The organism is Komagataeibacter sp. FNDCF1 (genome assembly GCF_021295335.1).
Taxonomy (GTDB): domain Bacteria; phylum Pseudomonadota; class Alphaproteobacteria; order Acetobacterales; family Acetobacteraceae; genus Komagataeibacter.
The window spans coordinates 2,385,258-2,397,500 of record NZ_JAIWOT010000001.1 but is presented as its reverse complement, the minus strand read 5'-3'; the positions used below and the strand labels follow the sequence as shown (position 1 = coordinate 2,397,500).

Below are 12,243 nucleotides of genomic sequence, written 5' to 3'. Positions count from 1 at the left end.
GTCCATTGTCGAGAGGGAAACAGCCCAGACCACCAGCTAAGGCCCCCAAATCGTGGCTAAGTGGGAAAGGATGTGGGGATTCCAAAACAACCAGGAGGTTGGCTTAGAAGCAGCCATCCTTTAAAGAAAGCGTAATAGCTCACTGGTCTAATAGAAACCCTGCGCCGAAAATGTAACGGGGCTCAAGCCACGTGCCGAAGCTGTGGGTGCATACTATGTATGCGCGGTAGCGGAGCGTTCCGTAGGTCTGTGAAGGAGACGGGGTGACCCTCTCTGGAGATATCGGAAGTGCGAATGCTGACATGAGTAGCGACAAACAGTGCGAGAAACACTGTCGCCGAAAGTCCAAGGGTTCCTGCGCAAGGTTAATCCGCGCAGGGTGAGCCGGCCCCTAAGGCGAGGGCGAAAGCCGTAGTCGATGGAAACCGGGCAAATATTCCCGGGCCTGCCAGAAGTGACGAATACAATATGTTGTCGGGTCTTATCGGATTGATCCGGCTTTTGGCGTATTCCAGGAAATAGCTCTGGCATATAGACCGTACCCGAAACCGACACAGGTGGACTGGTAGAGAATACCAAGGCGCTTGAGAGAACGATGCTGAAGGAACTAGGCAAATTACTTGCGTAACTTCGGGATAAGCAAGACCCGTCAGTGGGCAACCATCGGCGGGTGGCACAGACCAGGGGGTAGCGACTGTTTAGTAAAAACACAGGGCTGTGCGAAGTCGAGAGACGACGTATACGGCCTGACGCCTGCCCGGTGCCGGAAGGTTAAGAGGAGGTGTGCAAGCACTGAATTGAAGCCCCGGTAAACGGCGGCCGTAACTATAACGGTCCTAAGGTAGCGAAATTCCTTGTCGGGTAAGTTCCGACCTGCACGAATGGCGTAACGACTTCCCCGCTGTCTCCAGCATCGGCTCAGCGAAATTGAATTCCCCGTGAAGATGCGGGGTACCCGCGGTCAGACGGAAAGACCCTATGAACCTTTACTGCAGCTTTGCAGTGGCATCAGAGACATTCTGTGTAGGATAGGTGGGAGGCTTTGAAACCGGGGCGCCAGTTCCGGTGGAGCCATCCTTGAAATACCACCCTGACTGTTTCTGATGTCTAACCGAGGCCTGTTAGCCAGGTCCGGGACCCTGCATGGTGGGCAGTTTGACTGGGGCGGTCGCCTCCCAAAGTGTAACGGAGGCGCGCGATGGTGGGCTCAGGCCGGTCGGAAACCGGCTGTCGAGTGCAATGGCATAAGCCCGCCTGACTGTGAGAGTGACAGCTCGATCAGAGACGAAAGTCGGCCATAGTGATCCGGTGGTCCCGCGTGGAAGGGCCATCGCTCAACGGATAAAAGGTACTCTAGGGATAACAGGCTGATCTCCCCCAAGAGTCCACATCGACGGGGAGGTTTGGCACCTCGATGTCGGCTCATCACATCCTGGGGCTGGAGCAGGTCCCAAGGGTTCGGCTGTTCGCCGATTAAAGTGGTACGTGAGCTGGGTTTAGAACGTCGTGAGACAGTTCGGTCCCTATCTGCCGTGGGTGTTGGAGACTTGAGAGGATTTGTCCCTAGTACGAGAGGACCGGGATGAACATACCTCTGGTGCACCGGTTGTCGCGCCAGCGGCACAGCCGGGTAGCTAAGTGTGGACGGGATAACCGCTGAAAGCATCTAAGCGGGAAACCCACCTCAAAACAAGGTCTCCCCAAGGGCCGTGATAGACCATCACGTCAATAGGCCAGGTGTGGAAGCGCAGTAATGCGTGCAGCTAACTGGTCCTAATCGCCCAATAGGCTCATTCCATAGCCCCCTTGAAAGGGCAACACACATGCACAGCAGTCATCCACTCTCAACACATGACAAAAAACACCAACCCATCCACATCCCCTCCCCATACCGGGGAGACTGGATGACCTGGTGGCAATGGCGGGGAATGATCCACCCGATCCCATCCCGAACTCGGCCGTGAAATGCCCCAGCGCCCATGATACTGTGCCTCAAGGCACGGGAAAGTCGGTCGCCGCCAGGTCTTCCAGTCTCCCCAAACAAACGCGGGGTGGAGCAGCCCGGTAGCTCGTCAGGCTCATAACCTGAAGGCCGCAGGTTCAAATCCTGCCCCCGCAACCAAAACTTATCCAATATCATCAGCATGTTAAGCCGTCCTCAAGGGCGGCTTTCTGCGTTTGGGATATACGCGCAGGATGCGTATAGGATGCAGATGGGAGTGAAACTCCAGCGTAGGTTGCGCTCATAACGAGACTTTTCACGGTAGCGTGATCTTAATCGGCGGCCTTATTGATCAGTGGAAATTGCGCGATCTGACGACGATACGCTCACCGGCGGAATGGCTGTCATGGGCGTTCTCAGTAGAGGAACGATTATCTACGTCCGTGAGCAACCCGGAAAGGTCGGTGATCTCCTTCGCAACCAGCAGCAATCCGGGTCATCATTCATCTTCCCGGTCTGACGATCCATCAGCCGGGGCACGCGTTGGTGTATCCTGCATTCATCATGTCTACATCAGGCAGCGTTGCAATCCATGTCATGAACGTCTGAACGGCGGGATTCAGACGGCTGCGGGCAGGCACAACAATATGGTAGGCATTGTCCTCCTGCTCTATCGAAGGCAGCCCGACAGGGCACAGGCGTCCTTCAGCCACAAGATCCCCGGTGATCGAACGCCAGCCCAGCATAATGCCAAGACCGTTCAGTGCGGCCTGGGTCGCCTGGATGTAATTGTTGAAGCGCATGTCATGCCTGCCTGACCGGTCAGGCAGGCCTATCTGGCGGAAATATCCTTCCCAACTTCGCCATGCGACATCGTCCACATCCACATGGACCAGCGGAATGGCAGCCATATTTCCCGGATCAACCTTCATGCGCTGGAGAAAGGCAGGACTGGCGACAGGATCGATCCGTTCCCTGAAGCAGCCGAATACCTTGCCATCCGTCCAGCCTCCGTCTCCATACCGGAACATGACATCCGCATAAGGTGCGTCGGGTGCCTTGTCATGCGCGATTGTAAGCACATTGACCGCAATGGATGGCCACTGGCTGCTGAACGTCGCAAGTCGCTTCATCAGCCAGTATGTTGCAAAACCGATGGAACACGAAATACGCAATGTCTGTTCGCGCTGGCTCTGACGACGGTTGATTTCCTCGATACCGTCCACGATCAGTCCCAGCCCGGCCTGCGTGGCGGAAAGCAGCACGTCACCTTCCGCTGTCAGTTCAAGCGGACGGCGCGCGCGGTCAAAAAGCGGCGTGCCTGTATATTCTTCCAGATCACGCAGGGATTTGCTTACGGCTGGCTGTGATACATTGAGCGCACGGGCGGCAGCGGAAAGATTGCGATACTGGGCGATGGTGTGGAATACAATGATCAGGCGCAGCGGTGGTAACTGGCGGTAAGACTTCATGTTCCGCTCCCCTGTTCCCCGCATCAGTCCTTATAGGATGGATCCTCCCTGTCCAGTATGGACTTGAGATGGTCGAAATGGGCAAATGACGCGCCACGGTATGCATCCCACCCCTGTGCGGTCCGGGCCGCGATTTCATCGCTCATGACGGCCAGCGGCTTGCCGGTAGCATAGGCGCGCAGCAGGGTTTCGGCAGCCTTTTCAAAGAAATACAGGTCCTCGAACGCTTCTGCTACGGTATTCGCCGTTGTCGTCACCCCATGGTTCGCCATAAGCAGGGTGGGTTTTGTGGCAAGCAGGCCCGCAATCCGCTCCCCTTCCTCCTGCTGGTCCGCAATGCCCCCGCATTCGGGATCGATTGCCAGCCGGCCGAAAAAGCGCGCCGTGTTCTGGTCAACCGGTATGAGCCGGGGGTCTGCCAGCGTGGCCAGCGTGGTTGCCGCAACCGGATGGCAGTGCAGGATCACCCGTGCCGATGGCACGCGCTGGTGTGCATTGCCATGGATGCACCAGGCGGATGCATCCGGCGCGTCGGGCCGGTTCATCACATCCGGATCATCCGCATCAAGGATCTGCAGGTCACTGGCCCTGATGTCGGCAAAATGCCGCCATTTGGGATTCATCAGGAATCGTCGGCCATCAGCGGACAGGGCCGCGCTGAAATGGTTGCCAACGGATTCATGCCACCCGAACCGGACAGCAAGACGGAACGCCGCCGCCAGATCGACCCGCAGGGCCTGTTCGTCAACAGGTTTGATGGACTGGACATTCATGCCGCGAACCTTCCTTCGCCAGAGAGGATGCGCCACGCGCTGCGGAGTTCCCCACGATCCGTATAGGTTCCCCGCAGGTGCCGCGTTCCGCTTTCCGCCACAAAAGCCGCACGTCCATGGACAATGCGGTGGTTGTCAAAAACGATGCATTCCCCCGGATTGAGCCGGAAGCGCATCAGGAACCGCTCATCCTGCAGCAGCCGCCCGAAGCGGCAGTAAGCAGGATAGAAGCGGTCAAGGAAATGCTGGTCCATATCGAATATGTCCGCCATGTGCTGGCTGATGGTCACCCCCGATATGTCCCCCTGCGCATCCAGTTCGATCATGCGCTGGCGGGCTCGCATGTCGTAATTGTCGTGCTCGTCATAAAACGGGATCAGCGTTTCGCACAGGATGGCGAAATCGTCCGGATGCGTCCGCCGCAGTTCGGCGGCAACCGCCGCGCCATCGACAAACAGGCTTTCCCCCCCTTCGACCGTATTGGCCAGGCAGTGCAGGAACTGGACGCCGGGGGCAAGATCCTCGCACGGGACATCGGTATGAAGTTCGAGCGCCTTGGCGGTATAGGCAAGGTTATCCGGATTGACGTGCAGGTTCACATCAAAATAAAGGCCGAAGAACGTGGGCCGTGGCACCCCGAGGAGGAAGGCCGTCTCCTCCAGCGCGGTTTCCGTTGCCGGCATGTCGGTCACAAGTGCGATGCCCATGGTCAGCAGCGTATGGACCCACTCCCTGCGTGCGCCCCGATCTGCCTTGAGCGCGGGCTGGGAGAAACGGCGCATGCGGGGATAATAATCGGAATGCCAGTGGGTACGCGGCATGATGGCGGGATCGGGACGCGGACCGGGACTGGCATGGCGGTACAGCCAGTCCAGATCGTAGGAGGCCGCATGATGACCATGCGCCCAGACAATATCCAGCTGCCCATCCGTGATGGCGGCATGCGTGGGGACAGGTGGCGCAGGCTCGGCGAAAATATCGAACACACGTTCGCGCGTCTCGGGGTCGAATGATGTGCGGCAGTTGTCGCGTAGCCAGAAGTAATTGAAATATAATGGTTTTTTACCAGAAACTGTGATTTCCAGACCGGTATCATGAAGCGTAAGCGCAGGAACGGAACAGGTCACGATGGTCGTCTCCGCAAAAGAAGCCGGGAGGCTTGCGATCAGTTTGCAGGGCCGTGCGGTGGAGGGAGCCATTCTGGTGCCACCGGACGTAACGGAATGTCCTGATCATATTCCGGAACGCATGACCGTTACACAAGCGTAAAAAAAGTCATGAAAGCATAACGCGCGGGTTATGCTTTCGGGCAGTCGTGCCCGGCCTTCAGAAAACAGGCCGCGCATATGATGGGAAAAAAATCAGCCGTTCCATAAGCCCCAGAAGGCAAGGAGCGGCGCTTCACCCGAACGCATGGCATGGAGGATACCGGGTGAATTGTAGAAGGACCCGCCAATGCCCGGTACGAACCATGCCCCGTTCTCCTGCCGGAAGTGGCCATCGGACATGACGAGGTAGACCTCTTCCGGGGGATGATTATGGTCCGGGTAACGCACCTGCGGGGCGAGCAGCGAGAGGCCGAGCCAGGCATCAGGCTCCTCCTCGATACCGCCTGGGCCCAGGATCATCGCATTGGCATGCCCATGGGGGAAATTCGCGCTGGCCGTCGCCGCATCCCATCTGGGACGTGGCCGCCAGTCGAGGCGGGGCAGGAGCTTGCGGAACGCGTCGAGCATCGTATGGAAGCGCCCGTCCTGCCCGGCCGTTATCAGGGCAGGTTCCAGATGTGCACAGACCGGGAGCGTATGCCCGCCCCCGGTACGCTCATGTCCGGGTGTCATGCTGCGGGTATGGATACGCTCGATCGTGGTCCGTGCCGCAGCCGAGGTGGCGTTGGCCGCAAAGGCGGCAAGGGCTGCATCAAGAAATTCCTGGAGTTCCACCGATCTGTGCACGGACATGGCGGCTGCTTTCCTGACTGTTTGCGTGATCGCCCGCGGGCCTGTGCCGGCTATGCGGATTGTCCCATGCTGACCGATTTGCGGTAGGCGGCCTCAAGACCGTCCCTTACGGCTGTATCGAAGCCCGCCGCGCGCATGGTGGCCAGCGCTTCCGCCGTCGTGCCGCGATAATCCATGAAGGTCTGGACGACCGCGTCAGGACAGTCGTCACGTCGTTCCAGCAGCCTGCCTGTCCCGACAAGAACTGCGTTCACGCTCCTGCGGGCAATGTCCGGGCTGATGCCGTGACTGATCGCATCTTTCATCATGGCCGCTGCCAGCAGGGCGGGAAAGGCCGGCCCCGAGCCGGTCAGTCCGGTGAAATAGTCGATATCGGCCTCGTTCGAAACTTCATCGGCGCTGCCGCAGGCAGCGAGCAGGGCCTGCACCACGGCGCGGTCCGCAGTACTCGTGCCCTGTGTCGCAATCCACGGCGTATAGGATTTGCGCACTTCCGCCGCGCCATTGGGCAGCGCGCGAACGACCCGGTCCGTTTGGAACCGGGCCGCCAGCCTGTCCAGTGTAACCCCTGCCATGACGGAAATGACAAGTTTGCCCGTCGTGCTGATCGTGATGGTCGGAAAATCCTCCGGCCGAACGGAAACGATGATGATGTCGGAACAGTCGGCCAACTGCTGGTTATCGCGCGTCCATCGGGCCTGCGGCAGGAATTCCGGCCTGCTGCTCCTATAGGACAGCGTGAGCGTGTCCACGGTGCTGATGCCAGCATCAACGATTGCCCCGGCAAAGGCCTGCCCAAGCCACCCGGCCCCACCGATTATGCCGATGGTGGGCTGTCCGTTCACCGCATTATTCACCATGGTATTTCCTTTATCGTCGTGCCGGGTGAGAGAAAATTCCCGATGTTTCCGGGGCGGGATGCCTGTCATCCTGCCTGCTTGCCCCGGAGCATGCCCATGCGTGTTTCCGGCGCATAGCGCCAGCATATGATGCCGCCGATGGCGAGCCATGCCGCAGTCAGGTACAGCACCCGGTCGATGCCAATGGTCTGGGTCAAATAGGGAATGGAGAACGTGATCAGGGACGCGAAGATACGGCTGGTTGACTGTGCCGTTCCCAGCGCGGACGCCCGGATGAAAACCGGGAACAGTTCGGGCAGATAGACATACTGCACACAGCTTGCGGCGGAAATGCCGGTTGCAAAGATGCTGAACAGGGCAAGAAGCATGACGGGCGCGGTAATCTGCCCCGATCCCATGAGGAACAGGTCAATACCGCAGAGAAAGAACGTAAAGATAATGAACGTGCGACGCGGCATACGTTCCATGAGCACGGCACCAAGTGCCGACCCGAGGATAACGAACAGGGTATAGATCACGCCGCCCAGATACGGGCTTTTTATCCCAATTTCAGATAATATCCTCAGCAGGAATATGCCGACCATGAAGTAAGGTACGATCTGCCCCAGAATGATTGTAATCGCGATAAGGATTTTTCCAGAAATATTCCGTGAAAGCAGGGCGCGCCATGAATGGACTTCTTCTTCCCTGCGCTCGATGGCTGGAAATATTACATCATGCTGGGGAAAATGCCGTTTTGTAACACGTATGGCTTCTTCCGTGCGTGAACGGCTGTGTAACCAGACGGGAGATTCGGGCAGCCACAGACGCAGCGCGCATGTCAATGAAGAGGGGAGCGCCCCCAGCATGAGGCACCATCGCCAGCCATTGGGGTGGCCATTACACAGGAAAAAGCCCGCCTGATAGGCAAAGGCAAAGCCGATGCCCCAGAACAGCATCATGGTGCCCAGCAGATAACCCCGCTGGGAATTCCGGGCCAGTTCGGACTGGTAACAGGGCCCTGCAACATAATCCGAAGCAAGCGTCACGCCCATGAGGAAACGCAGGACGACCAGCTGGAAATCAGACGTCACGACACCCTGCAGAAGCGACAGGATCGCGGTCAGGGCCATGCCGAGGCATAGCAACGGCTTGCGCCCGAAGCGGTCCGCAGCGGTACCGACCACAAGACTGCCCGAAAACAGGCCGAACAGGGTGCCGCTGCCTATCGCCCCGACATCCCACAGGCTGCTGCCAAGGGAGGACGCTGCCGTCGGAAGGACCGCGCCGATGCTGCCAAAAGCATAGCCATCACTGATGACCCCGCCAAAAACACTTATGGCGGCAAGATAATGCAGGCGGCCTGTCGTCGGCAGGTCGGCGAGTTCACATGCAGCCCCGCTCACCCTGTCGCAAGATACCTCGTCCATATGGGATTTGCCTAACGTCAGGATGAAGGGTGGGAAAGAAGGTGTACCGCATCCATCATCATTCTCTCCCGATCCTGTCCGTTCATCATGAAATTCGATCCTTTCGTTAGGCTGGTACTGCACCCCATGCGCCTGCAGCCCGTTTTGTCACCGGGGCTGGCGCACGATACGGCCCGTCGGGGTGGCCCGGCCGCCTTGTCAGAAGCTGGCGAGTGGCGGGCCGAGAAGCGTTGCATCAGGAATGACACCCAGCCCCGGACCGGTTGGACGCCTGATATGCCCCCCCTCGATCCGGATTCCATTTTCGGGGTCGAAATTCCCGTCAATGTAGGATGCGGCAACCCAGGCCCCTTCACACAGGTCGGGCCGCATCGTGGCGGCAACATGGGTGCAGGCGGCGGCAATCACGTCCCCGCCCCAGGCATCGTCACAGGTATGCGGGAGATTGCGCGCCTCACACAGATCGCGGAAGGTGCGCATGTTCTGCAATCCGCCGATGCGCGTGATCTTCATGCCAAATCCATCGACCAGCCCCGTCCCGGCAGCCGTAATGACGGTGTTCAGGTTGACGCTGTTTTCATCCATGTAGATGCCATGGGAAATCTGTGGCCGGATTGTCCTGAGTTCTTCGACGGTGTTGCAAGGCTGCTCCAGGACAAAGGGAATATCGGGGCATTCCCGGCTTACACGCAAGGCATCGCGGGTGTTCCACCCACGGTTGGCATCCACGGCGATGCGCATGCCGCTTCCACGCAGCACCTCCCATACCTTGCGGATCGTTTCGATGTCAATTTCTATGGGGCGCCCACCCAGCTTGACCTGGATGCGCGGATAACCCTCATCACGGACGCGGGCGGCGACGCGGGCGGTTTCATCCGGATCACCGACAATGGTCGAATAATAGCTGGGCACACGGTCCGTGGCGGCGCCACCAAGAAGATCGGAAACGCTGACGCCCAGATGTTTGCCGACCAGATCATGGGCCGCGATATCGATCGCCGCCTTTGCATAGTTATGCCCGTTGAGAAGGGCGTCCATCCTGCGTTGCAGCGTAAGCGGCCAGAGTTCGGTCCCGATCAGTCCCGGTGCCATGGTCATGAGGGCCGCCCTGGCACCCGCCGTATGGGATTCGGCATAGGTGGGGCCGATGGGGCAGGTTTCGCCCCAGCCTTCCGTCCCGTCTTCCGCCACCAGCCGGACCAGGGTCGTATCCAGTGACCAGACCTGGGAAAGGGACATGGTGTAGGGGCCGTTCCTGACCGGAAGATCATGCTTGTAGATGTGGATTTCACTCAGTCGCATTGCCTGTTTTTTCCTGTCGATATTGAAAATTCCCCTCGATGCGCGAGAGGGCCATCAATGAAAAAGGTCCACACGATGATCCGGGCGACCGGCCGGTCGCCCGTACGCCTTGCACGATGCCGGAAAATCTTCTCCCCTGTCGGTTGTGGTACGAAATCAGCGCTCGATCACGAGATCACTGAGCGGCCGGGAGCAGCATGGCAGAAACATGCCCGCATCAACTTCACGCTGCCGGATCCCGCCGCCATGTTTCATGTCCACGCTGCCACTGACCAGTTTCGACTTGCAGGTACCGCAGACCCCGTTGGCGCAGGAAGAAGGCAGGCGGATACCGTTCTTCCTGGCGGCTGCCAGAACGGATTGTTCCGGTAATGCCTGTATGGTCCGGTCCTGCCTGGAAAATGTGATATTGAAAGTCGTGACATCCGGACTGACCGGAGTGTCAATCTCGCTTTCCATAAGGACGGCCGCGTTAAAGCTTTCTTCAAGATAATGATGCGCGGGAACGCCGAGCGCGGAGCAGATGGTCCGGGCGGATTCCATGAATGGTGCCGGGCCGCAGCACATCACCACACGTTCATGGATATCCGGCACCGCCAGGGCAAGAAGTTCCTGCGAGATACGGCCCGTGACGCCGGAAAAGCCGCCATTCCTGCCCCTGTTTTCGGGCAGCATGAACAGTCGGAACTGTGGTGACTGACTGGCCAGAAGCGCAAGTTCCCGATGGAAGACCAGGTCTTCGGGCGTGCGTGCGGCGTGAAGGAAAACGATGTCGGACGGAATGGCGGCATCCGCCAGAGCACGGCTTATGGACATGAGTGGCGTGATGCCGACCCCACCCGAAAGGAAAAGATATTTCCCGGTTTTGCCCGCCGGGAGCGTGAAGGCCCCGGCGGGCCCCTGTGCGGCCAGGGTCATGCCGGGGCGCATGTTGTCATGAAGCCAGTTCGAGACCAGGCCCCCTGTGACCCGCTTGACCGTAATCGCGATCGTTCGGGGCCGCAGGGGAGAGGACGCTATGGTGTAGCATCTCTGCTCGACCGTATTGTCACCGGGTATTTCAAAAGCGAAATACTGTCCCGCCCCGAAGCTGAAATACCGGTTGTCCTTTGCCCTGAACGTGAATGTCCTGATGTCATGCGTCTCGTCGCGTACATCCAGGCAGACGAGTTCCGAATCCCGTTCCCGGTCCCAGTAGACCCCGTCCGTATGACATGAAAGCGCTGCCTGCACGATCAGTAACCGTTCGCCCGCATCACATCGACATACCAGGTGGCGAACCGGTCCAGTTCCTGCTCGGTGAATTTCGAATATGGACCCGGTGTATAGGCGGGGTCCTTGATGCCGGCATGGGAGCGGGCGACGAGATCCGCATCCTGCCGTGTCGTGGCGGTCCAGACACTGGTCAGTTTTTCCAGGTCGTAATCCACCCCTTCGACCGCGTCCTTGTGGACAAGCCACTTGGTGCGCACCAGGGTCTTTCCCGATGAAAGCGGGATGACGGTTGCCGTAACCGCATGGTCGCCCATGAAGTGGTTCCAGCAGTTATGCCCCCACAGATGGATGTCCCCCAGATCCTTGCGCGTCATGGTGCCCAGCAGCCTGCGGCTGGCCGCGGTGGCGTCGGGTGTCTGGGATTCGCCGGCACCCGCCATGATCAGGCGCTGGGTGCGGAAATTGGTGTTGCAGTCCGCAAGCTGTGCGACAAGGGCGGAGGGGTAGCCCGCGTCTTCCCATTCGCGCGTGCGCTGGTCATACAGCGCCTGGTGCGCGTCGGCAATCTTGCGGTCCTCATCGGTCAGGGAGGCGGGATCAAACCCGAAGTCAAGATCGATGAAGGAGACGCACAGTTCGGGATGGGTGCCCGCGCAGTGATAGCATTCACGATTGTTTTCCATCGTGAGCTTCCAGTTCCCGTCCTCCACGATATCCATCTGGTGCGCGACCTTGGTATTGCGGATGTCGTAGGGGGCCAGGCGGGCTTCCATCGTCTCCACCAGCGGGGCGATGTCCATGGGCGGGTTATCATCGAGACAGACATACACCAGGCCGCCAACCGAGACGAAATTCACCGGTTTGAGGCTGCGGCATGACTTGTCGAAATCCTGGCCCATGTGGGGTGCGTAAACAAGTTCGCCCGATAGTTCGTAGGTCCACTGGTGATACGGGCAGACCAGCTTGCCGATCATGTTCGGGCCGGCATCCAGGATGCGCGCGCCGCGATGGCGGCAGACATTGTGGAACACCCCGATCTCGTTATCGTCGTTGCGCAGCAGGATCAGGCTGTTGTCACCGATATCTACGACATAGGCATCGCCCGGCTCCGGCACGTCGGCTTCCAGGCCGATATTGATCCACTGTCGCCGGAAGAACACGTCCATGTCCGCTTCAAAGACATCATCGCGCGTATAGAGACCTGCGGGAAGCGAATGGCCGGGACGGCGCGCGTTCAGCAACCCGGAGATTGTCGGAAGGGAACCTGCCATGGACTCTCTCCAATCCTGTTGAGTAGGAACTGTGTCAT

The 12,243-nt window shown here is 59.0% G+C and carries 10 protein-coding genes, 1 tRNA gene and 2 rRNA genes (1 of these 13 cut by a window edge); 4 read left to right on the top strand and 9 right to left on the bottom strand.

Annotation, left to right across the window (positions count from 1 at the left end; all coding sequences use genetic code 11):
- The 3 genes from LDL32_RS11360 to LDL32_RS11350 form a co-directional block, all read left to right on the top strand.
- Nucleotides 1–1,798: ribosomal RNA gene (locus LDL32_RS11360) — 23S ribosomal RNA — on the top strand; it begins 943 nt to the left of the window's first position.
- 110 nt (nucleotides 1,799–1,908) lie between these two features.
- Nucleotides 1,909–2,024: ribosomal RNA gene (gene rrf, locus LDL32_RS11355) — 5S ribosomal RNA — on the top strand.
- 21 nt (nucleotides 2,025–2,045) lie between these two features.
- Nucleotides 2,046–2,122 (top strand) — tRNA-Met (locus LDL32_RS11350).
- 347 nt (nucleotides 2,123–2,469) lie between these two features.
- Here the strand turns inward: LDL32_RS11350 and LDL32_RS11345 are convergent.
- The 3 genes from LDL32_RS11345 to LDL32_RS11335 are packed head-to-tail and all read right to left on the bottom strand — an operon-like array spanning nucleotide 2,470 to nucleotide 5,314.
- A complete protein-coding gene (locus tag LDL32_RS11345; RefSeq protein WP_233066986.1) occupies nucleotides 2,470–3,414 on the bottom strand; it encodes a LysR family transcriptional regulator in 945 nt (314 codons plus the stop codon).
- Nucleotides 3,415–3,437: 23 nt separating this feature from the next.
- Nucleotides 3,438–4,187 carry a class II aldolase/adducin family protein gene (locus LDL32_RS11340; RefSeq protein WP_233066984.1) on the bottom strand — a complete coding sequence of 250 codons (750 nt, stop codon included), beginning with the start codon at nucleotides 4,185–4,187 and terminating at the stop codon, nucleotides 3,438–3,440.
- Entirely contained in the window at nucleotides 4,184–5,314 is a 1,131-nt protein-coding gene (locus LDL32_RS11335; protein ID WP_233066982.1) for a TauD/TfdA family dioxygenase, read from the bottom strand. The genes LDL32_RS11340 and LDL32_RS11335 overlap by 4 nt, the downstream gene beginning before the upstream one ends.
- A gap of 1 nt (nucleotide 5,315) precedes the next feature.
- On the opposite strand from LDL32_RS11335, the gene LDL32_RS11330 reads away from it, so the two are divergent.
- Complete coding sequence (locus LDL32_RS11330) at nucleotides 5,316–5,456, top strand: hypothetical protein (RefSeq protein WP_233066980.1); 141 nt, start codon at nucleotides 5,316–5,318, stop codon at nucleotides 5,454–5,456.
- A 92-nt stretch (nucleotides 5,457–5,548) separates the two neighbouring features.
- Here the strand turns inward: LDL32_RS11330 and LDL32_RS11325 are convergent, their stop codons facing one another.
- The 6 genes from LDL32_RS11325 to LDL32_RS11300 form a co-directional block, all read right to left on the bottom strand.
- Nucleotides 5,549–6,148: a dimethylsulfonioproprionate lyase family protein gene (locus LDL32_RS11325; protein WP_233066978.1), complete on the bottom strand. Its 600-nt coding sequence runs from the start codon at nucleotides 6,146–6,148 to the stop codon at nucleotides 5,549–5,551.
- Nucleotides 6,149–6,198: 50 nt separating this feature from the next.
- Complete coding sequence (locus LDL32_RS11320; RefSeq protein WP_233066976.1) at nucleotides 6,199–7,008, bottom strand: pyrroline-5-carboxylate reductase; 810 nt, start codon at nucleotides 7,006–7,008, stop codon at nucleotides 6,199–6,201.
- A gap of 65 nt (nucleotides 7,009–7,073) precedes the next feature.
- Nucleotides 7,074–8,417 (bottom strand): MFS transporter, encoded by a 1,344-nt coding sequence (locus tag LDL32_RS11315; RefSeq protein ID WP_233066974.1) that lies wholly within the window; start codon nucleotides 8,415–8,417, stop codon nucleotides 7,074–7,076.
- A gap of 198 nt (nucleotides 8,418–8,615) precedes the next feature.
- Nucleotides 8,616–9,719, bottom strand: a complete 1,104-nt coding sequence (locus LDL32_RS11310) for a mandelate racemase/muconate lactonizing enzyme family protein (protein ID WP_233066972.1) — start codon at nucleotides 9,717–9,719, stop codon at nucleotides 8,616–8,618.
- Nucleotides 9,720–9,875: 156 nt separating this feature from the next.
- Nucleotides 9,876–10,952: an FAD-binding oxidoreductase gene (locus tag LDL32_RS11305; protein ID WP_233066970.1), complete on the bottom strand. Its 1,077-nt coding sequence runs from the start codon at nucleotides 10,950–10,952 to the stop codon at nucleotides 9,876–9,878.
- Between the two features lie 2 nt (nucleotides 10,953–10,954).
- Nucleotides 10,955–12,205 (bottom strand): SRPBCC family protein, encoded by a 1,251-nt coding sequence (locus LDL32_RS11300; protein ID WP_233066968.1) that lies wholly within the window; start codon nucleotides 12,203–12,205, stop codon nucleotides 10,955–10,957.
- Between the last annotated feature and the right edge of the window lie 38 nt (nucleotides 12,206–12,243).